General features: G+C 51.1%; 18 protein-coding genes and 2 pseudogenes. 5 read left to right on the top strand and 15 right to left on the bottom strand.

The genetic code is table 11. The features are described 5' to 3' along the window. The first annotated feature begins 254 nt into the window (after nucleotides 1-254). Nucleotides 255-1,868, top strand: a complete 1,614-nt coding sequence (locus AC54AG_RS24785) for a hypothetical protein (protein ID WP_496631916.1) — start codon at nucleotides 255-257, stop codon at nucleotides 1,866-1,868. A gap of 456 nt (nucleotides 1,869-2,324) precedes the next feature. On the opposite strand, the gene AC54AG_RS24790 is transcribed toward AC54AG_RS24785, so the two are convergent. Together AC54AG_RS24790 and AC54AG_RS24795 are read right to left on the bottom strand one after the other, a co-directional pair. Further along, nucleotides 2,325-2,942 (bottom strand): hypothetical protein, encoded by a 618-nt coding sequence (locus tag AC54AG_RS24790; RefSeq protein WP_496631918.1) that lies wholly within the window; start codon nucleotides 2,940-2,942, stop codon nucleotides 2,325-2,327. A gap of 673 nt (nucleotides 2,943-3,615) precedes the next feature. Then, nucleotides 3,616-4,992, bottom strand: a complete 1,377-nt coding sequence (locus AC54AG_RS24795) for a hypothetical protein (protein WP_496631920.1) — start codon at nucleotides 4,990-4,992, stop codon at nucleotides 3,616-3,618. 398 nt (nucleotides 4,993-5,390) lie between these two features. On the opposite strand from AC54AG_RS24795, the pseudogene AC54AG_RS24800 reads away from it, so the two are divergent. Then, nucleotides 5,391-5,788: pseudogene (locus AC54AG_RS24800) on the top strand (integrase core domain-containing protein); the annotation flags it as partial. A gap of 189 nt (nucleotides 5,789-5,977) precedes the next feature. Here AC54AG_RS24800 and AC54AG_RS24805 read toward each other — a convergent pair. Further along, entirely contained in the window at nucleotides 5,978-6,859 is an 882-nt protein-coding gene (locus tag AC54AG_RS24805) for a hypothetical protein (RefSeq protein WP_496631922.1), read from the bottom strand. After that, nucleotides 6,859-8,403, bottom strand: coding sequence for a hypothetical protein (locus AC54AG_RS24810; protein WP_496631924.1), 1,545 nt, complete (start codon nucleotides 8,401-8,403; stop codon nucleotides 6,859-6,861). The genes AC54AG_RS24805 and AC54AG_RS24810 overlap by 1 nt, the downstream gene beginning before the upstream one ends. A 396-nt stretch (nucleotides 8,404-8,799) precedes the next feature. On the opposite strand from AC54AG_RS24810, the pseudogene AC54AG_RS24815 reads away from it, so the two are divergent. Both AC54AG_RS24815 and AC54AG_RS24820 read left to right on the top strand, forming a co-directional pair. After that, nucleotides 8,800-10,060, top strand: a pseudogene (locus AC54AG_RS24815) (IS3 family transposase). A gap of 114 nt (nucleotides 10,061-10,174) precedes the next feature. Continuing rightward, entirely contained in the window at nucleotides 10,175-10,432 is a 258-nt protein-coding gene (locus tag AC54AG_RS24820) for a hypothetical protein (RefSeq protein ID WP_496631925.1), read from the top strand. A 233-nt stretch (nucleotides 10,433-10,665) separates the two neighbouring features. Here AC54AG_RS24820 and AC54AG_RS24825 read toward each other — a convergent pair whose 3' ends face one another. From AC54AG_RS24825 to AC54AG_RS24845, 5 genes are all read right to left on the bottom strand, one after another. Then, a complete protein-coding gene (locus AC54AG_RS24825; protein WP_496631927.1) occupies nucleotides 10,666-12,099 on the bottom strand; it encodes a UvrD-helicase domain-containing protein in 1,434 nt (477 codons plus the stop codon). After that, nucleotides 12,092-13,798 carry an ATP-dependent nuclease gene (locus tag AC54AG_RS24830; RefSeq protein WP_496631929.1) on the bottom strand — a complete coding sequence of 569 codons (1,707 nt, stop codon included), beginning with the start codon at nucleotides 13,796-13,798 and terminating at the stop codon, nucleotides 12,092-12,094. The genes AC54AG_RS24825 and AC54AG_RS24830 overlap by 8 nt, the downstream gene beginning before the upstream one ends. Nucleotides 13,799-14,642: 844 nt before the next feature. After that, nucleotides 14,643-15,884: an RNA-guided endonuclease InsQ/TnpB family protein gene (locus AC54AG_RS24835; RefSeq protein ID WP_496631931.1), complete on the bottom strand. Its 1,242-nt coding sequence runs from the start codon at nucleotides 15,882-15,884 to the stop codon at nucleotides 14,643-14,645. Between the two features lie 122 nt (nucleotides 15,885-16,006). Then, a complete protein-coding gene (locus tag AC54AG_RS24840) occupies nucleotides 16,007-17,005 on the bottom strand; it encodes a S49 family peptidase (protein WP_496631933.1) in 999 nt (332 codons plus the stop codon). 30 nt (nucleotides 17,006-17,035) lie between these two features. Beyond that, entirely contained in the window at nucleotides 17,036-17,731 is a 696-nt protein-coding gene (locus AC54AG_RS24845) for a hypothetical protein (RefSeq protein ID WP_496631935.1), read from the bottom strand. Here AC54AG_RS24845 and AC54AG_RS24850 point away from each other — a divergent pair. Next, entirely contained in the window at nucleotides 17,730-18,056 is a 327-nt protein-coding gene (locus AC54AG_RS24850) for a hypothetical protein (RefSeq protein ID WP_496631937.1), read from the top strand. The genes AC54AG_RS24845 and AC54AG_RS24850 overlap by 2 nt on opposite strands. A 7-nt stretch (nucleotides 18,057-18,063) precedes the next feature. Here AC54AG_RS24850 and AC54AG_RS24855 read toward each other — a convergent pair whose 3' ends face one another. From AC54AG_RS24855 to trbC, 6 genes are read right to left on the bottom strand one after another with little or no spacing between them, the layout of a single operon-like run. Then, nucleotides 18,064-20,928, bottom strand: a complete 2,865-nt coding sequence (locus tag AC54AG_RS24855; protein ID WP_496631939.1) for a conjugal transfer protein TraG N-terminal domain-containing protein — start codon at nucleotides 20,926-20,928, stop codon at nucleotides 18,064-18,066. A gap of 41 nt (nucleotides 20,929-20,969) precedes the next feature. Next, nucleotides 20,970-22,391: a conjugal transfer protein TraH gene (locus AC54AG_RS24860; RefSeq protein WP_496631941.1), complete on the bottom strand. Its 1,422-nt coding sequence runs from the start codon at nucleotides 22,389-22,391 to the stop codon at nucleotides 20,970-20,972. A gap of 10 nt (nucleotides 22,392-22,401) precedes the next feature. Further along, nucleotides 22,402-23,256 (bottom strand): conjugal transfer protein TraF, encoded by an 855-nt coding sequence (traF, locus tag AC54AG_RS24865; protein ID WP_496631943.1) that lies wholly within the window; start codon nucleotides 23,254-23,256, stop codon nucleotides 22,402-22,404. Further along, the gene (locus AC54AG_RS24870) at nucleotides 23,253-23,666 is read right to left on the bottom strand and encodes a hypothetical protein (RefSeq protein ID WP_141169658.1); all 414 of its coding nucleotides are present in this window, start codon (nucleotides 23,664-23,666) and stop codon (nucleotides 23,253-23,255) included. The genes traF and AC54AG_RS24870 overlap by 4 nt, the downstream gene beginning before the upstream one ends. Next, the gene (gene traN / locus AC54AG_RS24875) at nucleotides 23,660-24,973 is read right to left on the bottom strand and encodes a conjugal transfer protein TraN (protein WP_496631946.1); all 1,314 of its coding nucleotides are present in this window, start codon (nucleotides 24,971-24,973) and stop codon (nucleotides 23,660-23,662) included. The genes AC54AG_RS24870 and traN overlap by 7 nt, the downstream gene beginning before the upstream one ends. A 2-nt stretch (nucleotides 24,974-24,975) precedes the next feature. Beyond that, nucleotides 24,976-25,689: a type-F conjugative transfer system pilin assembly protein TrbC gene (gene trbC, locus AC54AG_RS24880; protein WP_496631948.1), complete on the bottom strand. Its 714-nt coding sequence runs from the start codon at nucleotides 25,687-25,689 to the stop codon at nucleotides 24,976-24,978. Nucleotides 25,690-25,732: the final 43 nt, after the last annotated feature.

Below are 25,732 nucleotides of genomic sequence, written 5' to 3' on the forward strand. Positions count from 1 at the left end.
GGAATGACCTTCTGGCGTAGAGGGTAGTCCTGGCGTTACACGTGCTCCGCCGAAGAGGTAGTTTGGTCGTTATTTGGCGCTCAACATGCAAGTGTGTTTTGAACTGTGACAACGCCCCTACCAGAAACTCGATTCGTGAATTTCTCAAGATGCTGATTTTAAACATCTTTTTCGTCGCCACGGCAGAAATTTTCGCACCACTGTCACGCCGCCTTACGATTATAAATATCGCTCTGTGACATAGGAAGATGACCATGCGTGATGATGTACTTGACGTCTTATTGAGTGAAGGCCCCCAGCTAAGCGGCCAACTTGCCGTCGCCCTTGAAAAATGGCTCGGTATCACGCCGGCTGCTGCTCGGAAGAAGGTCGAACGACGAAGCACGGCAGTTCGCGAGTTGAAGCTACCTTTTTCACGCAGAGCGAAGTTTTTGTATGCGACAACTCAATACGGAAGCGATAAGTTTTGGGCACGTTTAGCTGAAGCGCTCGAGATGGGTAACGGTGCGTATGCGCGGGTTATTCGAGCACTTCATGCTCGCGGTGGCCTTCTCCCGCTGGCACATCTTGCCTCTGCAGCAGGTATATCGTCCGGGGATCGCCAAATTTCATTCGAACGTGTCTGGCAAGACCTTGTAGGCACTGAGCTCTTTCAGACTATTGAAGTACCTGGCTTGGGCGAGTGTTTCGCATTCGCGAAGAGAGGTGCATCTATTGATGAGCAGCTCCCTGGTGTACGCGCTCGATTGATTGTGGAAAGTGTGCTGCTTCAGTCCATCCAGGAATGGGCTGCGAGACTTGGGCTAGGTAGCTTTGCGAGCTTTAAGTTGCGAAGCCATCAACAGGAATCCGCGCCGACCGTCTCTGTTTTTCAGTGGGACTTGACGGCACCGTCCTATATTAGTGCGCTTGCTGCCTGGAATAACTCTGGCCGCCCGAAGCCGGGGTTTATGGTTTTGGACGTGCTTTTGAAAGAGCAGGTCGAACTAAATGACCTTAAGTCTTTCATCTACAAATGCAAGACACTGCGCCAAGTCCGTAACGTTCGCACGCTTCAATTTTTCGTCGCTCACCGATATACCCGCGAGGCGCTCGATGTGATGCGCCAAGAAGGCATTATTCCCGCTACTACTGAGTCAATATTTGGTACGGATGTCGCTAATGCTTTGATGGAGCTAAGCGGCATGCTGACGCAAGCCGCGACTCAAGCTGTTGACCTCGACAAGTTCGCGTATCTGTTCGACAAACTCGGAAAAGTCGAGGGCGCGGCTGGCACGCTTCGCGGGGCTCTCTTCGAGTTCGTCGTGGCAGAGGTGATGCGGAGAACGGTAGGAGGAGCCACCATCCTTATGAACAAGATTTACCGTAAGGACGGAAAAGACGTAGCGGAAGTCGACGTTAGGGTGCATGTCCCCGATCAGGAGATTAGATTCATCGAATGCAAAGGGCTATTGCCCGGCCGGCTGCTGCAGGATTCAGAAATCGAGGCATGGCTGACCAAGCGTATTCCGAACGTGAGAAACCAAACTCTCGACAACTCCGAATTCAAGAACATCACGCAAACCTTCGAACTGTGGCTTACCGGCGAGCTTTCGCCCGAAGCTCGAGAACGAATCTCGGCCGCACAGGCGCAGGTAGACCCGAAACGTTACACCATTAAAGTTTCGTTTGCTCGGGACATCGAAGAATCAGTGAAGTCATTCCCAGACCTTCGAAAACTTGTAAAGCAGCACTTCCTGGCCCATCCTTTGGCGGCGTCCCCTGAAGAAATAAATCCGCTTTCCAAGCGGAAGATTTCTCAAGCAGAGGCTGCTTTTTCGGACCTTACGCGTCGCGACTTTGGTGGCGAATCGCCACCAGTAGCTTAAACTCTCCTGAGCCAATGTTCTTGAACGATGTAAATTCTATGGATCGTGTTAGTTGCCTGTTTTTCCGCGAAGCAGCTGGTGTACGATCTCGTAGCTTCCTGATCCAACGGCAAGACCGAATTTGGCCTGTCTATCGCCCCTACCCTGCAGAGACTCCTACCGCGCTCAAGCAAAAACTTGTTGCTCGAACGATCGATGAATAGTCGACCGATACGCCGAGTTCCTGCCGCATTTCCTGGAAGTACCACCGGTTTAGCGGGTAGGCTGCATACTAGTGAATTCAGACCGAGACGACGTCGATCAGATAGCGCGTCCTTCTTAAGTTGAGCGTAGCGAGTCCAGTGTTCGGGCGTTGCAATCTATCCGATCGATCTCTGGCGGGTTGCTGATGCGACAGAGCTCCAATTTGTCGTCGGAATAGTGAATTTTTCAACGTTTTCAAATTATTCGAGAATTTTATTTATACTTGGAAGGAAGGCATACAGCCCCATTTTTGCAGATCGCTGCTGCAATTATTTTGCTATAAGAATTAATAATATCATATGTTTTTTTATTATTTTCTTTAACTCGCTTGCTCCAGTTCCATTGGGCAAACTTATATTCAATATCCAAATCTTCTCCAAGTGCATGTCCGGCGCGTTTAAAAAGCGCCATTGTGGAAACTAAGTCTAAATTTTTGTCCGTGAAGCGACTCTGATGAACGTGTGCGCCTCGGACACTTATTATACCTTGTAGAGGTTCAAAGACCACGCTATGTACTAAGGATGGTAGCAATGGATGTTCATATAATCTTGAAAGTTTTTTTGCATAGGCAGTAAGGCGTTGCTCAAGTATGTACATCTCTTGGAGATATGAGCCAACTAAAAACTTTAAGTAGCTATCTTTATCAATGTGTTTTGATCTAGGTGGTGCAATTTGAATGAGTTGTTGGACTAATTTTAGTGCATCCAATGCTTCGCCAATTTCTGTAAATCCATAAAAAATTGCTGAGAACTCCTCGTCGGTTTTCAGTTTTTTTACACCGTTGCGTCCCTCTATAGCAGGATTTAAATAATCCGCTGCGAAGTCAGCCATTAATCTCATTAAATCGACATATGTCGTTGTCATAGTCACTACCAATACTTTATAAATTTAAGTTGCCATTGTACCCATGTATTTGGCCCGCTCCACATCATCGAACGGTGTCGGCTGCTCTATCTGATCGAGGCATCAGCAGAACGTCTGCATCTGAGCACTACAACGGTACAGTTGGCTGAGACAGTCTGGCCCATCATCTGGTTGGTGCGATTCATGATATCGGGGATTTTGTTCGCTGGCGGTGGACTTGCCATCACGGCCGACGCGGCCTGGCACGTCACGGCAACACGCCAAAATAGACGCCCACTCGGGCCGCTTAATGAATTGCCGACAATAGCTTAGGTGCCTATCCCCTGCCCTGCAGAGACTCCTGCCGCGCTCAACCAAAAGCAGGCCTTCCCTAGCCATAGCTGCCGGCGAAGGATGGCATAGCTGACCGAAGTAGTCGCGAGACGCCTAACTCGGAGTGCTGTGGCGGCACAGTCGGCGAACACAGCCCCGCCCATCCCTTGCTTTGTGCGCTTGACGAGATCGGGAATTTTGCACGCTGGCGATGGAAATGTTCAAAGCCGTCGAGTAAAATTTTCGTTGCCATGGCATGCCCTCCCTCCACATCGAGATAGGATGCCACAACTTCGTTGTTGATTTTGCCTACACCTTCTTAGTCTTTTTATTCGGCGTTCTTAGCCTTGTCTTGCTCCCAATGAGTAATGCCCCTGACTTCTTGAACTTCGTCTCCAGACAACATTAAGGAGTGACGGTAGAGTTTCATCAGGTCGGGAATTCTGGCGAAGTCTTGTACTGTCTCCGCCCAGTCGAAATCACCCTCGAACGGATAATAATTCACACCATGGATTAGCACCCCCAATACCGAAGTCTTGGATGCGTCAAAAGTTAATAAATTATCCATGTGTTTGCTACGTCTCATTTCTTCGATGCTTACCCCCTCGACCGTTTCGTACAAAACATGTACGACACCTGGTTTATCTGGAGGAATCTGGCAGATCGCGTTGTTGACTAAACCTTTAAAGTGACGCGAACGCCGTTCAAGCGAAATGTCATTATGACACCGCCATTGAGCAGCCACACATTTGGTAACGCCTTCAACAAAAATATTCAGAAAAACATCCGAAGTACCCGGTCGGACTAAGCTTTCAGCTATGGTGGCAATGCTACGTTTCTCATTGCTGTCTATGTTACCGAAGACCAGCAACTCTTGTTGAGAGCTGTTGGCCCTCACAGAATTGCCGCGATAGTGACGTTTCAAGCGCATCTTATTAATTTGGCTGATCTCAGCACTGATCCGACCATCCCCAACTTTACCAATGCCCCGCTTGATAGCTAAATCCACCAACCTAATCACATCTGCAGCTATTACATCAGCGACTTCCGCGTGGAAGGTGAGATGAACGATACTCCAAGGGGCAATCTCAAGTAGGTGTATGCTTAATTGACTCCATATTTTTTCCCATGCATTTTTTTCGCTCTGCGAGTATTGTGTTTGCTTGTCTGCTCGTTTGCACTCGACGTACATCTCATCCACACCGTCGCTAACCAGCAAGTCGGGTGATTTTTTCGATTTCCCATCTGGCCAATCGATGCTGTTTTCCGGAATGAATGACACTCTATAACCGTTTTTCAAATAGAAGGATGCAGTAAGCAACTCAAATATCTGCGTCTCGGGCTTTGATTTATTTGACAATATTTTATCTAGAATTTGTTCTACATTGGGCACAACCCGAAGCTGCTTTGCGAATGCACCGATCGCCATTGTGTACGGGTATATTCGCCTAGTGCTGTAGACGCAGTCGCTATAGGGGAAATCAAAGGCCAATTCAGCTACTAGGATGTACCAGTCGATGTCATCTTCCGGTGGTACGAACAACTGAGACTCGATTGGCATTTTCATATCAATAATTGACTCCTTCGCCCGAATACGCTCCACTAAAGCAGTTCTTCTCGTTGCCCAGGCATCTGCACCGAGCCTATCTACCAGCAGTTTGTAGAAAGCTTTAGTTCTTGCACGCTCCACCTCACGAGTATCCACTTCAACTCCTTTCTGAATTTGTCCCAGTCATTAGCCACTAAGCAGCGGAAGTGATTTTTTTGATGTTAATGTTCCCGACCTTATGTAATTGGCCGAAAGCGGCTTGTTCGTATTCCCACACCCGCCGTAACGGACGAAGAAAAATATTATTGAATCGCCACCAGTAGCTTAGACTTTCCCAGTCCATCGTTTTTAAAAAATAAAAACCCAATGGATCGTGTAAGGTACCCGGGCTTCCTGCAAGTCACCTGATGTGCTGCCTGATCCAACGACGAGATCGGGTATGCCCCGTATGTTTCCCTGCCCATTACTTCATCACGCGCTGAGTAATTCTGCACATCTACGGTAACACGACCAACAAAACTATCGTCGACTTCCAGCGGTGGGTCAAGCTGACTTCGCCGATCAGGATCATCAAACTGCTGACCAACAACGGTTCGCAATTCACCGACCGCTTCACAACAAAAAACAGGAAGTCCAATGGCGAGTACGCATTCGATAAAGTCTCCGCTAACATGGGCCTCGAACACCGCCTTGCACCGCCCCGGTTCCGCAAACGAATGGCATGGTCAAACGATTCAACGGCCGTATCAGCGAATTGTTGCAGCAGACCCGATTCGACAGTCGGACCGACCTGGAGACGACATTGCTCAACTATTTAAAGCTTTACAACCACCACATTCCACAACGGGCTATCGGTGCCAAAACACCCATCCAGGCGCTCAAAGAATGGCAGCAAAAAAGGAAGATTCTATTCGTCAAGCGCGATTATGATCAAATGATACTGAACACGTAGAAGATTTTCGATGGTGGAACTATGTCGTGCAAACTCCCTAGATTGAGAAAACATCAGCATATATGTGCGGTGTATATCGTAACTTTGTGTGCGATATCTAAATCAAGTTGGTTTATTCCAGACACCACACCAGTTAAGTTGCAGTCTTGTTTAGCGCAGAATGGAGTTCCAATCTGCGTGGTGCGGGCATCAGAGGTACTTACTGGATAGATCTAGAATCATTTTCCCAAAAATCCGATTTCGATAATTCTTTGCAGTAACGTTTCTGAGAACCCATTCCAATCTAGTTTTATCTTGATCACCGCTTGCACTATAACTCATAATATTTGCTGCTATTTGTCGAATTTCATCAATTCTTGATTGGTATTGACCAGTAATATTAAATGTTCTAACGGTATTTGATTGACGACTATTCTTATTGTTAAATACTATATTAACATTGGCGGTGTCGAATAATGCAATGTTAGAACGCGCGTCAAAAGGGTCAATGTCGAGATCAATTTTTATGCTTTCGCGGTTACTGAGAGGATTAAGATGTGGTTGTTTATAAAAATCTGCCGTGCCTTTAAACGTGGAATTGCAGTGGTGGCAACTAGGCACAAAATTACCCAAGCTGATAGCAAACAGAGGGTAGCTTGCTTTATCGAAGAAATGATCAATTGCTGGTCGGATTACGCCTTTCCCACCTTTAAAAAAGGTCACTTCATTGGTTAAGTTGCAGTATGGGCAGGTTTCTATATTTAAGTGTTCGCAAAGTTTGTATGCGCACCAACGTACTGTACATTTTCTGGAAAACGTAGCGTAGTCGAATATTTTTCTAACGGCAGAATCAATAATTTCAGCTTGCCCAATCGGAATTAGCGAGAAAATATTCGCATACTGTTCCTGCAATACTCTGAAGTCAGCCTCATTTCCATCTCTTATTAAGTCGTGGTTATTGATTAAAAAATCATGTACCCCATGAGTAAGGGCAGCCTGTTCCTTTGTGCGTCGAGCGGCAACAAAATTATCAAAATATTTATCATGAAAAATTTTGGCACTTTCCCAGCATTTTGCAGCATTAACTATCATTAGCTAGCCTTCTTGAGAAGAAGTTGGCGAATAAATTCGTCATCAATCTGATTTATCAAGTCAACATCATTACCTGAGTACCAGTTTTTTTCTTTTAATTTTTTAATTGTGTTTTGGGCCACAATTCCGATTGATGGCGTACCAAAACTATAATTGATTATCTGCTGGATTGGTGCGCCAAAGCTTGGAAGTTTAGTGCCATTATCCAGTCTGGTGATTGAATCTCTCAATATATCCGATGCTAGTAAAGGTGAATGGCTAGCAATTACGACTTGTAGAGATTCAATCTTATTTTTTTTCTTCAAAATACCTAATCGCTTATCAAGCAATGAAATATATTCCCGCTGCCAACTTAAGTGCAGCAGTAAATCACCTTCATCAATGAATACTAGTATCTCCCTTTTATTTTTATTAACCAACTCTTGAATTGATTGTGATATATTTATCATTTGGTGCATGATTGCGGCCTGGCCAGAACTCATACTATCGAATCCGATTTTTATTAAGCCATTTTTATGAGCTGCATCAATTATTCTTTTATTGGCATCTGATCTCAAGAGTCTCGGTGTATTTACTAAAATTTCAATATTATTTTTTCGCAATTTAATTGCGCCGGATTCAGAGTAATTCAATATACTAATGAAATCCAGGACGTGTTGTCGGAGCGGCAAGATTCGTGCTCCAATTCGTGTTGATTTATCTACCAATCCCAAATCTTTATTTTGCAAGCCGTAAGCTATTTGCTTCCTATCGGTTGAAGAAGACGATTCTTTCAGTAAAATAGATGCTACAATCCAGTCAGCAATTACGTGATCATCGTTGGAAAAATACTCGCAAAGAAAGATTTTTGCTACATTTTCTTTCGCCACAATTACTTTTTTAGCGACTTCTTCTAATTCAAAGTTGAGATTTTCTAATTCATAGATGCGATTTATTAAAAAATCGTCGCCATCAGCGTTTGATGCATTTGATAGTTCACCTGTCAGTACAAATGTATTGCGATGTATTTTTGCGTAAAGGTTGTTGTAGTTTTTATATGCGCGATAAGATTCTATTAAATCCTCTGATAGTGATAAACCATTTATTCCAGATTTTTGAACCACCGAAAAATTTTGTTTTGCGAGTTCGAACGCCATTTCCAATAAATCAATTTTGTGTACGCTTCGTAAGCTACTTTCTAATCCCAGTAATTTTGAAATTGCCATATACTCTAAGGATGACTCAACAAAGCTTTGTTTGCTGTGTTCAGTGGAGGAGGCATCTATAAAAGCTACAGCGGTCTGTGGTCTCTTGATTGCTTGATGGAAAGGTGTTGCGGTGTAGTAAATTATGCCTAGATTCTCGCTAACGCCATCAGCGATGAATTCCAATGGAGAAGTACTTCTTGTTAAGTCGCGAATAATTGACTTAATGAGCGTTGTTTTCCCGCGCCCATTATCACCGATAATTAGATTTATGGAATCCAGTGCATATATTTCACGAGCGTATCGATTATACAAATTTATTGTTAAATCGCGTTTTAATGATTTTATTTTTTCTATCATTTATGTATCCTATAATTTAATAAGCGAATCCGACTTATACTCGCCGAGAATTTTATCTTCTCTTAATTTACAATTTTAACATTTTTATCAATTAATTATTTCATTGTGCGGTGCAGGACTGAGGGAAATAATTTATAAATTTGTGAATAATATAGTATTTGTATCATAATATCGCATTTTGTTGGTGTTTTGCAATTATGATTTAAATAGTTTATTGCGAATTGGATTCTAGCGGAACGTGCCGCGCATCCTTTTGGTGCAGCGCATTCCACATGCAATGAGAAGGACTGGTTAAAAAACGACTTATGATTCATTTGTTGCAGTTACTAATTGTAATAGTTCCTTGCTTCACCAGACACATCCTATGCGTTATCGGATAGGAGTAGGACTATGCATATGACTAGGAACAAGCAAACAAACGAGGTGGTGACGGTGAACCAGAAACGCCGCAGACGCTGTTCTGCGGAGGAAAAAGCAGCCTTGGTACATGACACTTACGAGCCGTGCAGGAACGTATCGTTGGTCGCGCGCAAGCAAGTACGGCATCGGTGCAAGCCAGTTATTCAACTGGCGTAAGCTCAAACGGGAAGGAGCGCTAACGGCGGTCACTGCTGGCGAATCGATGGTGCCGGCGAGCGAACTGGCCGCTGCGCGCGCAGATAGCCTAGTTGCAGCGCATGCTCGGCAAGAAGACGATGGAGGCGGATATCCTGAAGGAGGCCGTCGAGTTCGCTCGCGAAAAAAAAGTGGATTGCGCGCTCGCCCTTGTCGGGCAAGAACGACCAGTGAAGCCGGTCTGCTCTACCCTTGGCGTAGCGCGCTCACACGTCGCCCAGCTGCTGATTCGCCCCGCAGACTGGATCGACGGGCGCACCACTCAGGCGTTCCACCAGCCTGCCGACGCGCTCCTGGTCGACGCCGTACGCGCCGAAATTACAGAGCTGCCGACCTCTAGCTATCGCCGGGCTGGCACTCTGGTCAACCGCACGCGCGCCTTGATGGGCCTGCCAGCAATCAATCACAAACGGTTTTGTCGCGTGATGAAAGCGAACAGTTTTCTTCTACCCAAGGCGCCCAAACGCTCAGTAAGCAGCCGCGTGCACAATGGCATGGTGACGGTGGACGAACCCAATCAGCGGTGACGCTCGGACGGCTTTGAGATCGCGTGCGACAATGGCGAAGTGGTGACCGGTGTGTTCATGAAGGATTGCTGTGACCGCGAAATCATTGCCTGGCGCGCCTGGGCGGAACGTGGCCTGCCTGGCAAGCCCGTGCGCGACATGCTGGTGGAAGCGGTCGAGGCAAGATTCGGCCAGGCCAGCGTCGGATCGACCCGGCTGGAATTCTTGAGCGACAACGGTGGCGCCTACCGGCCCATGAAACGCACGCCCTGGTGCGCGCACTTGGGATTGAACCGGTGCACACACCGGTATGCAGCCCGCAGTCGAACGGCATTGCTGAAAGCTTCGTGAACACGTTTAAACGGGACTACGTGAACTTGATGGACCGCAGCAGCGCAGAAATCGTTCTGGCTCAACTGCCAGACGCCTTTATGCAATTCAACGAGGTCCATCCGCATTCGTCGCTGAAATGGAAATCGCCTCGCATGTTCAGGAGGGAGCTGGCGCGCCGGGCTCAGGAAAGCGGCGCTAACTAAACGATTGGCTGTGTCTGGTTATATGGGGGCAAGATCACGACCGACGGTGGAAATGTGTAGCCGACGGCCTCACAAATGGCTATCCTGAAATCCCATTATCTCTTGGAGAATTCAATGTCTGAAACTGAAGTGGTTCGCGTCGGCATTCACGATGCTAGCTCAACGGAGTTGCTGGCCGGCCCGATCTTCCTGCACCCGTTTCCGCGTCAGGGAGAAATCTTGGTGGTCGACGGCCAGTATTACCAAGTGCTGCTTACCGAGCGCGACTACAAGACGCAAGATGAAGCCAAGGTGTACGTGAAACCACTAGGACGCTACGACGATTATATGGTGGCCCTCTCATCCCTCATTTCAGGCGCAGCGAAACGCTAAGCCTGGTTGCCTGCTATTAGCGAAACTCGGGGGCAATGCGACCTCGTGGACGCATAGGAAATTGGCCGGAAGAAGTTTCCCGTCACTCCAAAATAGTCGTAAATCCGTCGCGCGGAATTTTCGGGGGAGCGGCGGCGAAGGACTGCTTCCGTAGGTGCGGATGCGGGCGGTCCCAATGGTCCAGTGTATGGGCTTGTTGCGATCCGAATAAGTAAGAAGTTTGTTCGGTGCACTTAAGCTGGAAGCGGATTGCCTGTAAAAATAACCGTCAAAGATTTTGCGCCACGGGTCATCGCAACATACAAATCTTTTACGTCAAGACTATCTGCGTCTAAAATGATCGCATGGTCATACTCCAAGCCCTTAACCAACAATGTCGTGCCAATGAGCCTTGTATGACGAATGGGCCTGCCAGTATGCCTCATGTCACGTTGATAGAGCTTCGCTGATTCGCTCAAAGTGTCGCCGTCACCGTCAATGTGCATTTTCAAAACATTCAGGAAACGATAGAGCAAATCCCTTCTGAATGGGGACGTTTCTGGATTTTCCTTGAGTTCCAGAAAGAAGGCGTTCAGGTTTTTCGTCGTGGGATCACCCAGATAAAGATTCGCCGCCTGCAACATGAGCGGATACTTAGTCGTCTTGATCTGCTTGGCGACTTCACCTTTTTTCGTTCCTGATGCAAGGGCATTGTCTACCCCCGTGAAACACTTCTTGGCAAAATCCAAAGCATGAAGGAACGCCGCTTTCGTGTCCTTCGCAGTGACCAGCTTCTTGATAATGGAGTGGAGTGCCTTCCCCTCAACTTCTTCAATAGAAGAGAACTTCCCACCCAACATACGAGCCAGAGCGTGCGTCTTTTCCTTTAGTCGTTGGTCGCCTCCGTGAAGAGCGATGACCGTGCCTTCGGCATCCAAAAGCTTCATGAGCGACGTGTGCTGTTTTTGAGGAAGGAAGTCCGCTCCAGTATAAACTCGCCTTACGCTTATCGGCACATCATTAACAAGGTCAAGCTTCAGACCTTGTTCCAACCGCTCACGGGACTTTTTCAACCAGGCACCAAGCAGAGGTGCTTTTGCGTTGTCCCACCGCCAAGGCGTTTCCAGCTTACCAAGACACTCAAAGTGGGGATAAATGCTGATGTCCCAGTCAACAGGCTTCTGGCCATTTTCAAAGTCAAAGATAGCCTGCATAGGATCACCCAGCACACGACATGGCAAGATGTCGGCCAACGTACACACAAGGTTGTGTTGAAGGTCTGAGCAGTCTTGATATTCGTCCACGTAGACGCCGGCATAGCTGCACACGATAATGTGTCGTATGAATGCCTTGGTAAGCAGGTCGGAACATGATTCGTAGAGCTTGTCCCACTGCTTGCTTGAAGGGTTGTCCACCTTCCAGCCTGAACCCTTGGGGTAGGCCAAGCACAGTCGCAAGGACCAACTGGCTATCGTGTCAACCTGGTACTGCGAGGATGGCACCTTTAACGCGGCCATCTTGGCCTTGATTGAATTGACACCCGCAAATGTGTGCGTCAAGATCAGTTGCCGCTTCATGGCAGTCTTGACCGCCATGGCAATCAGATGGGTCTTGCCATATCCAGCAGGGGCAATTACATACCCTTTGGTAGTGCAGTTCCCCAGCGTTATTGCCAGTTCGTCAGACATTGGAAGCCCATTTCCAGAGTAAGGCCAACTTGACCGCCGTGTCCTTTTTTGAAAAAACTGGATCTTCCAATGCTGGGCTGATAGTTGAGAACCACTTCTCGCCTCGCGTAATGTCTTTGAACCAGCCGCTGCCTTTCGCGGCACTGCCAATCGCCACTCTCATCTCTGGGCCGTCCTGCCATTCGTTTATGTCTTGGCTTAGCTCCTTGTGAAGTTTGGATCGCACGTTGTCATATACTGGAAAATGCAGATCGTCTTGTGCAAGTTTTAAGCTTGCTTTTATACTCGGCCAAGGTAAATCCTGGAAGGCTCTTTCCTCAAGCGACAGCATGTCACTCCACGCATAAACATTGATTTCCAGTTTGCGAAGCTCTTCTTCATCTGCTGGCGAAAACAGCTTCGGTGCGTCAGCGTCTGCTAAGACCGCTACGTCATAACACAAGGTCTTGAATGCTTTGGCAAGCCCTTTGACGTTGCTTGCACCTCCTGCATTAAGCAGGGCGACTCCATGATAGGAGAACGGATCGCCGCCCTTGCCAACTTGGTAGTCGTCAAAGCCTCTCAAAAATCCAACCTCAGTGGCACCTTCGCAGACAATGACCTTTTTCGCCAAGAATGCTTCTGCACTTGATCGAATTTTTCCTTGCGCTTCGTGCTCCGACAAGCTTTCAGAAAAGGCAGGAATGATCTTAACGACACCGGCCTTACTGTGGACGATGTAAAGCTCTTTCACAGTAAGCTCACGCAGCACAACCGGCGAATGCGTCGTCAAGAAATACTGGCCTCGCTTGTCCTCTCTGACGTGCTTGATCAGACGAGAAATCCGGTGCGGTTCCAAGCCAAATTCAACTTCATCAAACAAGGTGATGTGGCCTTCGTCCAAACCTACTTGTTGAATCCCGCATAGGAGCATGCGACGAGAGCCCAAGCCCAACTGACGCAGCGGAATGTCACCGTCATGCAGTGCCAAGCCTCCTACCTTCAAGTTGATGGAACTCAAATCCAAGTGCGCCTGGTATGCGGTATTGACCGGCACACCCAAGCGCTTGGCTATGTCCTGCGATTTCTCAGCAGCGGCGTCAAAGTTCTTTAGCGTTACCAAGCGGTCGACGTCTAGCGACGTGCGGGCAGTTCGTGAGGCCGTGGCAAGGAGTTCGTTCAAGCTTTGGGCTTCGGTCAGTTTCGCCAGCGCCGTGCCAGTCGCCCACGATAGCTGCCTTTCACTGTAAGCACCAATGAGCCCTACACTGACCTTGTTGCGATCTGCTTGCTTGAACGTCACGCCTTCAGGGGTGCGGTCAGTAAAAATAACCCACTTGGGTTCCAGTTCTTTGCCGACAGTCAGCCGAACCGTCAGGACAGCCTCAAGGTGATCAGCGGATTCATCAAAGAGCTTCTGAGTTCCGCTATGCCAGCCCCGTTGATGTTGACCATATTTTTGCAAAGAACAGAAGTCGGGTGCTAAGTCGCCAAAGGTAACTTCAATGACGATGTTGTCTGCAACCTTACACTGGTGGAAATCCGCGTCGGTAAAAGTGGGATTCCATTGAGGGTAAAAAGCGTAGCGAATAGCCTCCAAAATGGTGGACTTGGACGAGTCGCCCTTACCAATCAAGCAAAAAATATCCGTTGGCGGCAGGCTCCATTCAAGCTCTTTAACTCCGCGAAAGTTCTTGATCGTTATTCTTCTAATTTTCACGTAGCAAAATCCTAAATTTTTGAAATTATCTAATACAACGTCCTAGATCGTGCCTCACCCTGGCGGCCCAGAACGAGTGAGTTGGCTCAGCGCGGCCCTTCACGAGCGCTGTATTGGCTCGGTCCGCTACTGGCCGAGCTCCGCCGATGACTAGAGGATAACATCTTGCTTATGTGAAAAATACGCGAAATCTCACAAGCTGAGTGGTGGCGCTGCATGAGAACGAGTGGGGCGTTCAATGCGACTGAGTGGCGGCGTTCGTCGTATAACTTTCGCGCGCGAAAGTTCCACAGAATTTGGTGAGCGTGCGCACCGACATTACGAGTAGCGCAGCGTGTAGATGCTGCGAACCAACTTGTCGAACTCGAAGATAGCTCGCCGTGTCGGATTCGGCGCTGTATGGGTGCATCACTTGTGGATCTGCGTACGCTGGGTCATTTCCTTGAGGGTCACCACTACCACCTCGATTGTGAATCGCCAAGAATTCACTAGACACTCGCAAGTCGTTTGAAATGCGGTTTTTTGTAGGATCGAGTGGAGCTTGTTGTTGAAACGGTGACGTACGCGCCGTTACCGCCATTCCGATCCGTAGTCCGTACATGTCTGGCTGGTATGGTACCGACTACCGTCAGATACCGCGCGGCACGAAGTCATCGTCGAAAACTTCCCGTTCGGCCTGCCGGTGCTCGCCTCTCTGACCAGCACTGTCGGCAATAGCCCGATGAAATTGGAAGAGGCGGCCTTGCGGGTGATCCCTGGGCCGGCAGGCACGTCGGCAACCGACTTCAACAAGTTAGTATTTCTCGCCAGCATTTGCCCACTCTTTGATTGACATCCACCCTGCCTAAAGGACAGAGATTTCTACGGCGCGGCGCGATGAGTTGCGACGCGCTTCGGTGGGTTCCTGCTTCTTCGAGCGGCCTGACTGCGCCATCTCTCCACAGGCTAGCAAGCGGTGCCCCCGCTCAACAATGTTAATCGCGCCCACCACGTCTGCGTGATTTTTGTAGCCGCACTCGACGCATAGGAATTTCGCCTGGGTCTGCCGATTGTCTTTTGATATGTGCCTACAAGTCGGGCACGTCTGGCTAGTGTGGTGCGGAGGCACGGCAAGCAGCATGCCCCCACTCCATTCCATCTTGTAATTGAGCTGCCGTCTAAACTCGCCCCATCCCTGATCGAGAATGGCGCGGTTCAGCCCCGACTTTTGGCTGACCTTCTGGCCCGGCTGTTCGACAGTGCCTTTGGCGGACCTGGACATATTCCCTACCTGCAAATCCTCAATGCAGACGAGCACGTGATTTCGGCTGACTGTCGTGGTAATTTTGTGCAGGAAGTCTTTACGGGCATTGGCGATGCGAGTGTGAATCCGTCGAACTTTGGCGATTGCCTTTTTCCAGTTGCTACTAAATTTTACCTTTCGGTTCATGCGGCGCTGGTAGCGCGCCAGACACTGCTGGTGTTTCTTGAAACTGTTGAGCGGCGCGATGAAGCAGCCATCGCTCAGGGTGGCAAAACGAGCGATACCGACATCTATTCCAACGGCACTTGTAGCGATAGGAACCACCGGATCTACCTTGCGCCGGGTCTGTATTGAAATGAACCACTTACCAGCAGCCTGGCTTATGGTTGCATTCACTGGCTCACCAACAATGTCCCGGCTCTTGCGGTACCGTAGCCATCCTAATTTGGGAAAACGCAGGCGGCTATTGGTTTGTTCGATTCTAATCGCCCCTTTTGCTGCCACGCGGAAGGAGTTTCTGTCGCCCTTGCGCTTGAATTTTGGAAATTTTGCACGGCCAGCAAAGAAATTCGCGAAAGCTTTCTCTAAGTCCTTCAACGCATATTGATGTGCTGAATAAGGTGCGGCAGCAAGCCAAGGGGTTTCGCAACCGTTGCGCCATGCTGTCAGATATTTCGCCATGGCCACATAGCTGATGAATTTGTTGCCGGCTGCGTGATTTTCTTTTTGCAGTGCTAAGGCTTTGTTGTAGAGGAACCGGCATGAACCAGCGAAGCGGCGCATGGCGCGCTCTTGTTCGCCGGTTGGTCTCAACTCGAACCTGTAGGCTTGATATCTTTCCATGATTCTTCAAGCTTACTCGTGCGAAGGCAGTATCGGCCACAAGAAAGCTAGCCAATTTGCGCCGTATTTTTGCTTGACATGGATTGCATACCGTACGGAATTGCACCTCCGCTCTCCCACCCCTATCTAAGCTTAAACTCCTGCCTCGCGATGATGTCGTCGAACGCAGAAGTGATCGAGGTTGAGATCAGGGCACCCATTTGGCCAAATCCGCCAGGATGTGGTCCAAAGTTGAATGCAGTCCCCTCCTTTTGAGCATCCACGAAGTCATCCACCGTGCCGATGGCATCGATCAGGCCAATTTCCTTTGCCTCTAACCCGCTCCAGATTTCCCCGCTGGCGTAGTTGACGTCGTGCCGCAGGACGCGGCCGCGCCGTTCTTCTAGTTCGCGCAAAAATGTCCGCCCTACCCTGTCCACCAAATCCTGCGCCTTGGCTTGCGCGTCCTGACTAGGCGGTGTGAACGGATTCAAGAATGCCTTCAGGTGACCGGATGCATATACCTGCTGCGAGATTTCCAGGCGGTCCAGCGCACGCGACAGTTGCCATGGCGCGACGATGGCGCCGATCGACCCCACCAGACTGTATTTCCCCGCGATGATCTTGTCGGCGTGCAAGGCAATCATGTAGGCAGCCGAGGCGCCAACGTTGCTGATCGCCGCCACTACCGGTTTCGGGTGCTTTTTCCTGAAAGAGTGAATCGCGTTTCCGATACGCTCGGCCTCGACCGGAGCGCCGCCAGGGCTGTCTATTGCCAGAACTATCTGCGTAACGTTGCTTGACTCAAACGCCCGCTTCAGGGCCGGCACGATCTTGTCTGCAGATGCGAGTGAAGTTGCGGCGATCTCGCCTTCGATGTGCACAATGCCTATGACCGGGCTGAAGGGACCTATTTTAAACTGCAACGTTTGCATGAAAAAGTACAGGCCGAACAAGAGTGGCATGAGAACGAGCAACGACTTCAGCGTCAAGGTGAGGCGGTGAGCAAATTTTCGATCCCGTTCAAGCGCCAGGCGTTCTTCCCTGAATCCCGCACGTTGTTCGCGTATCTCGGCCAACATAAGTAGTGCGAGATTGGCGGCCTGCAGTTCAGCTTGACTCTTATCGTCTTTATTTTCCATGGCGTTTCCTTGGGGGCTAGGCGCAATAAGTTAGCGACAACTGCCCCCCCAACCCAGTACGACAGTTTCCCAGGTCATCTTGTCACCGCACGTTTTTTTTTCTTCTTCTCTCCGGTTTGGCTGTGCACTTCGCATCGGCCCGCCTTCCTCGATCATTGCTTCCGTCGGTTTTGCTTTTTCCATTTCAGCTAATGCCGCAGTGGCTTCTTTGATCTTCGAGATCGGGCATTCCAGCATGAAAGCATGTGGGCGTTCCTGAGTAGCAGCAGATTCTCGTTTTACCGCATAGGCGCTACATAGCTGAGCTGTAACGGCGCGAAAATATTGCTCGTCGAATTCTGTTCCATCCTCGGAGTGCAAGAGCAAAACCTGGCCATTTGTACACGTCTTTGTGACGAAGCGAAGGGCGAGCCGAGCATAAATGTCGCTCTCATCGCGCGTGCCGGCTTCAACGAAGGTCCTTTGCCCTAACCGACTCGTGGTCTTCGGCGCTAAATCGCAGACCGAGTCATCCGTCGGTTTTTTTGCGAGCGCTACAGCATGCGACGAAGTTGAAAAAAGACTTAAAGAAAGGAAAATCATAATTGCTACACATTTCCTGTTATACATGATTTTAATTTCCTGCCGTAAAGTTATTCGGTCTGAATTTATATTTGCATACTTGAAAAAAGAAAAAATATTACTATTATTTCCTTTCTTTGTCACCTGTTCGCGGAGGAAGCTCATGATTCATTTAAAGAAAGTATTGATGTGTGGAATTGTCGGAGCGATCTTCGGTGGCGTTCTCGGATATGGCGAATTCACAATGGTAACAGCTATTTTTTCGATAATTGGTTTCATTTTTATTGTAATGTTATATGGATTGATTTATCTTATACAGTATATTATTACTGTATTTCACAAATACAGTGAGGAAACCATATTGCACTCTCATGCTCATCGATACGATACCGATTTTTATGATGAAAATATCATAAAAAATCCGTCATACAGAATCGATGAGCATGGCAATTCTAGTTTAGATGCCAGTTGGTTATCTAGAGAGCATTAATGTACGTCTATTTATTTAATAATTTATTCAACTTATCTTTTGCCTTTCTTTTTAGATTTTGGAAATGCTTGTCAACGACATCGGGATCTTCAGTAACTTGTTCATTTGCATTTCCAAAAAGAGATCTATCTGTCGCAATGTGTCCTGATGGGTTTTCTTTAATGCGTGTAGATTTGTAAAAATCCTTCTTTGATTGATTTACTTCTCGGTCCAAAGCGTCATATTTGTTGGAAATTTCCTTCTGCAATGGCGATGGGGATTCTTTGATTCTCGCTTGTTCCTTTTCAACCCAGCTTTTTCCTTCTTGTTGCAAGCTTGTGCCGTTTGCATCGGCAACCTCCTCGCTGCCCCCTGTTTTCCCGGAAGGTTTTTGATTCACCTTTAATTTGTTGTCTTTGTGAATTTTTATTAAGTCCGAATTCAAAGACGGGTCGGATTTATCACGATGATAAATTTCTCGAACAGTTTTAAATGAATTCGGAAGATTAGATGTTGTGCTAGGAATAATCGGTGACTTCGCGATACTACCTAAATGCGAATCAAATAGTATTTTAGCGGAAGCGCTACTTTCGCCGTGTGAGAGTAGCGCTTCAAACAAGTCGATGTTTTTAGGATTTTTTGCAAGATCGATGCTCATTAATTCACCGCGCTCAAATGCCCCGGAGACAGATCTTGAATATTCTTCTTGTTCTCGAAGCGTTGCATCCGCTCTTTCAGATCTGGAAACAGAATTCGTCAATCTTGCAGCGATCTCTTGCCCATTTCTATGGTCCGATATTACCGAATTTAATAAGCTAGTATTTTTCGCAAGCATTTCTCCCCATTCTTTAAATTTTGTTACTTCTTCACTACTCAGTTTGTTTTTGATCTCTTTTAGTTGTTGGTCAATCGATGCGACGTAATCCTTGGCACCACGAGCAGATATACCGACGCTTCCGACTCCAGGTATGCCGGGCTTAAACTCAACAGCGCCGCCAAATGCGACGGTTGCTACTTGCTGTTCGGTGGCCCCAGTTGCTTTCGCCACATTCTCGGCCACTTGGCGGAGCTCGTTCGTACGTTGTCCAAAACCTTCTGTTCTAGCCCTGTTTGTACCTTTAGACGCGTTTTGAATATCAGAGGTTCCTTGCGAATGTGTTAGCGCGTCCGATAGGGCTGCGGCTTTATCATTGGTGGCTGCGACGGCCTCAGACTTTGCCGCGCTAGCGGACTTCCTTGCAGCTGCAACGTGCTGTTGCGTAATCTTGGCGTCGACAATCTTCGAAACAGGCCCCTCATTGGCAAATGCTTTTCCTGCCGTGATTCCAGACAGAGCGCCATCTGTATATGTGTTCCCCGAAAAATCATTTTGCCGACTACTGAAGAACGGTGACGAGCGGACAGGCGCCAAGGTCTTCTGATCCATGGCGACATTTCCCATGGATACGTTGCCTGTTGCCGCCGAATTGGTGGCACTGGTCACATTGCTTTGCAACAGGCGCATGCCGTCGACGAGCGCGGTGCCGAAGTTCTCCATGCGCTTGAGGGCAGCCCAGGCAATGAAAGGAATGCTGATGGTCATATAGCCGACGACGGCTTCGCCCGAAATGGCGCTGGAAAAAATGGTCGAGGAAGTAGTCAGCGACAGTGCGTTCACCCCGTTGCCTACGCTGGCCGCGGCGGCCAAATCGCGCATTGCATACATGGTCGCAGCGTAGTTGAGGATGGCATACAACGGCGGCCAAAGCTGGATCCAAATAAGCACAGACGCATAGTTCTTGAAGCCAGCCACGGTATCTTTGCCGTTAGCCAACATAAGGAGCAGGATCAGCAGCGGGAACATCGCGTACGCCACCACTTCGACCACGTTGCGGATGACGGGCAGTGCTTGTTCAGCTATTTTTCCAGCATTGATCCACGCAGCATTGGTCTGAACCACCGCCTGCGCGCGGCCGACAGCCAGCAGCATCGTGGCCGGATCGTTGTCCTTTTGTCCAGCCAGAAGGCTAGTGTCGTTCACAGCATTGATGAACGCATTTTGCCGAATAATATCGGCAGCGGTGGCCGAGGCGTCGGCAATTTTTGCTTTCAGATAGGCTTGCTGTATCTGGTCCGCGATCAGGGCCGAGGCTACCGTCCCAGGAAGCGTCGGATTCATGCGGAATGCCAATGTGCCCTGGATGCGCTGAACTTCGGCCGGCATTTTCGCCGATAGCTTTGTATATGCCTGAGGACAGGTGAGCACTTCCGAGGCACCGGCCGCATTCGTGACGCTGCTAAACCGGGCGGGATTCGGGTCGCCCATGAGACTCCACACATCGCCCGAGGTCGCAAATGCGTCCGGTGACAGGTAGCCAGAGGCCAGATCATAAATAGTACAATTATGTATAAAATTGATAAGATCCGTTCGGAAATACGGACTTTGGAATACCACTTTGGAAGCCTCACGCACCATCCGGCTCCCAAACATCAGTCCGTTTTGCTGGTACGTGAGCTTGTCCGGCATGCCGGCCGGCCCCGGGATCACCTGCATGGCCGTTTCTTCGAGTTCCGTCAGACTATTGCCGACCGTACTGGTCAGCGAGGCAAGCACCGCCAGGCCGAACGGGACGTTGTCGACGAAGACTTCGGCCGAACCTCCCGTCTTGTCGACAATACCGACAGTGACCTTCGGCACCAGGAGCACTGAAAATACCAGGACAACCGAGGCGAGCCACTTCCAGCCCACCATCTTTTCCGGGGCGAAGGCATAGCCCACCAGTGCGGCCACGAAGCCACACACGGCGACGATGCCGAGGGCATTTCGGTAGGTGTTGGCGCCGACCATGGCGGCCACTGCATTCATCAACCCGTACAAACTGTCCGAGTTCTGGTATGCGAAAATTTCCCACATGACTATTTACCTCCTCTACCTTATATTTCCCCACCTTTTAATCACCGCAGATAGGCGGCCTGGCGTCCCAGCAGATCGAGTACCTGCTGCGGCATATTGGCGCGCATTTGCCGCGACAGTTGTTCCAGGTGGTTAGACACCACCGTGATGGAACCTACTTTCTGGTAGACGAGGGCCTTTTCGCGGGACAGCTGGGCCAGCATGTCCTTGGCGCGTAACCGGATTTCTTGCGCTCTTATCTTTTGTTGGGTGTTTAACGTGAAATCCTTTTCGAGCGCCCCCATACCCAACCTGAGGTTCTTCTCGAGAAACATGTAGGCGTAATCCGCGGCAATCACATCCCGATAGGTAGCAATCAGCTGCTCATTGGCTGTCGCAGAAGGAAACGATGCGCCGATCGACAGCATGCGGTAGACAGGCTCGCTGGTCTGGTTCACAAAACCGACCTCCGGCGACATGTTGGGAATCGGTGTGCGCGTCTCGATTTTGTAGGCGATCGAACGCATCAGCTTTTCGACCTTGACTGTAAACGGGGTATGGACGTACGCGGGGTCGATGGTGACTTGGTCGCAGTTCGTGTAGTTGTTGCAGCGCAGAATCGTTTGGTGGACGTTGCCGCCCCCGGCATCCGACTGGCCATAGAGCAGCTGGGAGATCGACGTGAAGGTCGGTCCGATGGGGTTATCGTCTCGTCCTTCCGGATAGAAAATAACGGTCCCGACCATGCTCATGATCATTTCCCGCTCCTTGTCGTCCAGGTAGTTGCCGGCGAGCTTGAGTGATTCCCAGGTGAGGTTGCCGACGAACGGGGCCTTGTTTTTGACCAGGGGATCGGAAGATTTGCGCGCCGTCTCGAGAATGGAACCTTTGTCGGATTTGCAGCGGACGGCTGCGGCGGCATAGTCCGATTCGAGGCCCAGCGAGACGGCGATGTCCTCGCAGGCCTTGCTGGAGCTGAACCCCGTGGCCTCGGCGGCCGACGAGACCAGGGATTTGGCGGTGTTGCAGGAATTGATTTGTGCATTCGTCATCATGGACTCGAGGTTTTTGGTCCACTTGGTGATACCGCCGAGCAGCGGGGACACCGATTCGAGCGCGAGCTGAAACGCTACGCCTGGTAGCGCGGAGGTGACATTTTTCAGCATGTTCTTGAATTCGGCCGCCGAAATGTAGGAGAACGAGCCGCCGAAAAGATCGATGCCACCGCAGCCGGCTTTGGCCGTCGGGTAGTTGATGGCCATCAGCTGGTATGTCTTGTTCGGCGCGCGCAGCATCAGGCTGCCGCCGCTATAGGTGTTGTAGACCTGGCCACGGAAGGCGCCCGGCGCAGAGTAGTTGCCGATGGCGCCGAGGTCGTTGAACATCTTGTTGACTTCGGCATTCAGGTCACCGGCCAAGGCTGGATGGGTGTACAGGGTACTGGTGGACAGGGATAGTGCGATGATGAGTTTGCGCATAGGCATGATGAGCTCCTTAACGAGATGAGTAATTGGTTGTCAGCGGCGCTTCGACGGCTTCTGCGGCGCGCGGCCGCAGGGCATCGATCCGTTCTACCAGCTGGCCTTCCGACAGCACACCGAAACCGACCGGCATAATCCTGCCGGTGATGGGTTGTGCCAAAAACAGCGCCGGAACTTGCTTGACGTTGAGCGTGGCGGCAGTACCGTTGTCGGTGCGGGCGTGGGCAAAGCCCGGCACCGCGCCGCCATCCAGGCTGACTGGCAGCACCTGGATACGGTACTTCGTGGAAAACGCCCGCAATACCGGTCCATAGGCATGGCAGTACGGGCAATCACCACGGAAGAAGAACATCAGGATGTGGTCGGTCCCGATGTTGGCGAGAGCGGAGGACCGCTCCTGCATTTGCACCTGTTCAAATACCTCCAGCGCCTGGGCATTCACGGGTCGACCCTGCGTGGTGGGGTCCAGGTCCGGATTGGCCCACGCCACTTTCTGCGACAGGTCGGCGAACAGCGAGGCATTCCTGAGGACCTTCGATTCGAGTTCCATGTAGCGGCGCACATTGGCGACAGTCGGATGCACGACGGCGACGGCCTTGAGCTGTTCCAGTTGCAGCTGCAGCTCATGCAGCGCCTTGACTTCAGGCGGTGGCTGCGGCGTGGTGGGTTTTGGTAGCGCGACTGGCGCAGGCGTTACTACTTCCTTCTGCGGTTCGTGCACTGCCGGGTCGTCATAGAAATGCCAGCCGCGCCGCACATCGGCCTGCGCGCCAGCAGCGCGCCCTTGTGCAGGGACACTGGCGGGAACCTGAGCGTGTACGGCTCCGCATGCGAGCAGCACTGCCAGACAATATTGGTGCCTCATCATGGGGTTTTCTCCAGGCGCAGACTGGCGGGCGGCTGGCCATTGCGGCAGTAATTGATACCGATATCGATCGTTTGCTTGTGTAGTGCCTGCCCTGCGGCGAGCCTGACGCCTTCCTGCCAAAACCGGACGTTGAGCCGGCGGCAGCCGTCCTGGGCGTAGCGGGCCAGTGTCGTGACCTCCATGAAGAGCGCAGAGGTGGCAGAAAAGCGCTGGGTGATCGCGTCTGCCAGTTCTCCCGTCAGCTTGCCGGCTGCGCGGCCGTCGGGTGCATCGATGGCCGCCAACATCAGTACTTTCGGATCGTTCACCGCCACGCGTGGCGCGGTTTCCGGGGCCGCACTGGTTGCGGCGCAGAGCATGGCGGAGCAAAGGGCAAGAGAAACTTTGTACGTCGTGGTTCGATTCAGCATTTCCCTCTCCCCAGATAACAGGTCGGCGCGCGCTGGGCGGCAGCGTCCTTGAGCGCCGCCGCGTTGGGCAGCGTCGGCACGATGGAGGCATAGAACTCGGTCAGATCCAGCTTTGCGAAGTCGATGCTTTGCAATTGATCCACGTTAAAGCCGGAACAGGCAGGATTTTTTGGTGCTCCCCAGCCCATGCCGAGCTGCGCCCTCCCCTGTTCGTTGATCATCCTGGCCAGGCGCGAGTTAAAACAGCATTTAGAGGTCGTGTGCTCGATGCACGACACGCATTTGCCCAATACCCGGATGCAGGAGCTGCACCAGGTGCCGACGGTGTGACATAGCTGGGCGCCCTCCTTCATCGCCAGCTTGCCCTCGCCGGCGTTGCAGGACATCATCGACACCGCGATGTACATCACCGCCGTGATTGCCAGCGTCCAGGGCGTGAACGCGATCGCCAGGTGTTCGGTGGTGGCCAGCGTGATGGAACCTGCCGGCAGTGCCGTGCCATTGACGGCCACGGTCACACCGAACGTCGTATAACTGCCGCTAAAACCGCCACTGGTCAGCAGTGCCTTGGCGCCTTGCGTGATGAACTCGCGGTTGCCGCTGTTCATCAGGATGTCGAATACCAGGCGCGAGCCGATGCCAAACAGGGACTGGTTAGTAAAGTGGGCCCCGGCGCCATCTGTATAGCAGCAGTTTTTGAGGAGCCGGTTGCGGCACGTATTACCCTCGCCATTGAACAAGGTCATGGTCTTCGGATCGAGATAGACGCCGGCCTCGCGCACTGCCTCCATGTAGGTCATGACCTGCGCAAAATCGACGTCATTCGTATAGCTGGTGCTGAAGCATTGCGTACCGAGACAAAACGTTTTTGGCGCACAAGTGGCGCCAGCAGGGCAGCCGGTGGTGTACGCCGCCAGCGTCGTCTCGGCACTCAAGGGATCGCGGGCGATGGCTTGCGCGGCGGAGATAGTCGGATCGGTGGCCAGCACGGGCGGGCGCGGCGTGTTGGCCGAGTTCAGGGCTCCCACTTGCGCCGCGCAGGCCGGGTCGCCGGGTGTCAGGGCGCAGGCCGCCAGGTGGGTATTGGCATCGCTTTTGAGGTTGCTCTTGCCGTGGTAGACGGTTTCGGGTGGCGTCAGCGTGTAGCCGGGGACGTGGGCAGTGGCGCTCTGGGTGGTGACGCTGGCCCGGGCCGCCTGGTTGGCAGCCGTGGCGCCGGCCAGATCCTGGTTCACTTGCGCCAGGACAATGGCAGGCTGCATGCTGCTCAAGCAGCAGGCGGTCGTCAAGGCGATCAGGCGGCGCATGGCTATTTCCTCATCTTCTCCAAGAGGCGGCCGGCGCTGCCGGCGAAGCGCGGTGCGCGTTGCTGGATGGTTTTGAGCGCGTATTCAAGCGAGACGTCGCCGGCGACGCGAACATAAGCATCCGGCGCGAAACAACTCCCTGCCCCGCAGGCCTGGGCGGGCGCGCCGGCACTGAGTAAAACGAAGGTGGGTGCCTGGCGTACGGCAAAGCGGTCAAATGCCTGCGGATCGATTTGCCATGCCACCTTGCGCTCGCCCATGATTTTTTGGACATGCACCACGGTTTTGACCAGTGATCCGTCGTCCAGGCCCCGTAGTAACAGGGTCGCCTGCAGCTGTGCAGCTTGCATTGCCAGCTTGTGCAGCGCAGCTTCCGGCATAGCGAAGGTCACAAAGACCAGCAGCCGGTCGCCATTCAACGCGGCAAGCGCGATCGGTTTAGATGCCGCTTCGTAGCCTTTGGCAATGGCGCCCAGATCGACGGGTGGCGTTGGGCGAGGCTGCGGCAAGGCGTCGATCCGCATCCGTGGCGTAGTGGAAATAGGCCCTGGCGGCGGGTCTTGCGGCATGGGATGGGTGTGCATGGCGCGCGCGATATCCTGCTCGGTGATGACCGGCTGGAGCTGTTTGGCGCGTTCGATGTCCGCGTCGGTGATCGTTGGTATCGCCTGCGCCGCCACGGCCTGGGCCAGGAACAGAGCAACGAGCCCTACCATGGCACGCAGCGCAGCAGGCCTGACGCCCACTGGGGGCACTTGG

The organism is Janthinobacterium sp. BCJ23, assembly GCF_059617945.1.

Bases quoted from the DNA above. Each gene is read 5' to 3' on its own strand.
- AC54AG_RS24805 (WP_496631922.1), bottom strand. From the start codon at position 6,859: ATGATAGTTAATGCTGCAAAATGCTGGGAAAGTGCCAAAATTTTTCAT.
- AC54AG_RS24820 (WP_496631925.1), top strand. From the start codon at position 10,175: ATGTCTGAAACTGAAGTGGTTCGCGTCGGCATTCACGATGCTAGCTCA.
- AC54AG_RS24825 (WP_496631927.1), bottom strand. From the start codon at position 12,099: ATGTCTGACGAACTGGCAATAACGCTGGGGAACTGCACTACCAAAGGG.
- AC54AG_RS24810 (WP_496631924.1), bottom strand. From the start codon at position 8,403: ATGATAGAAAAAATAAAATCATTAAAACGCGATTTAACAATAAATTTG.
- AC54AG_RS24845 (WP_496631935.1), bottom strand. From the start codon at position 17,731: ATGAGCTTCCTCCGCGAACAGGTGACAAAGAAAGGAAATAATAGTAAT.
- AC54AG_RS24785 (WP_496631916.1), top strand. From the start codon at position 255: ATGCGTGATGATGTACTTGACGTCTTATTGAGTGAAGGCCCCCAGCTA.
- AC54AG_RS24840 (WP_496631933.1), bottom strand. From the start codon at position 17,005: ATGGAAAATAAAGACGATAAGAGTCAAGCTGAACTGCAGGCCGCCAAT.
- AC54AG_RS24855 (WP_496631939.1), bottom strand. From the start codon at position 20,928: ATGTGGGAAATTTTCGCATACCAGAACTCGGACAGTTTGTACGGGTTG.
- AC54AG_RS24790 (WP_496631918.1), bottom strand. From the start codon at position 2,942: ATGGCTGACTTCGCAGCGGATTATTTAAATCCTGCTATAGAGGGACGC.
- AC54AG_RS24870 (WP_141169658.1), bottom strand. From the start codon at position 23,666: ATGCTGAATCGAACCACGACGTACAAAGTTTCTCTTGCCCTTTGCTCC.
- AC54AG_RS24835 (WP_496631931.1), bottom strand. From the start codon at position 15,884: ATGGAAAGATATCAAGCCTACAGGTTCGAGTTGAGACCAACCGGCGAA.
- traN (WP_496631946.1), bottom strand. From the start codon at position 24,973: ATGCGCCGCCTGATCGCCTTGACGACCGCCTGCTGCTTGAGCAGCATG.
- AC54AG_RS24850 (WP_496631937.1), top strand. From the start codon at position 17,730: ATGATTCATTTAAAGAAAGTATTGATGTGTGGAATTGTCGGAGCGATC.
- AC54AG_RS24860 (WP_496631941.1), bottom strand. From the start codon at position 22,391: ATGCCTATGCGCAAACTCATCATCGCACTATCCCTGTCCACCAGTACC.
- traF (WP_496631943.1), bottom strand. From the start codon at position 23,256: ATGATGAGGCACCAATATTGTCTGGCAGTGCTGCTCGCATGCGGAGCC.
- trbC (WP_496631948.1), bottom strand. From the start codon at position 25,689: ATGGTAGGGCTCGTTGCTCTGTTCCTGGCCCAGGCCGTGGCGGCGCAG.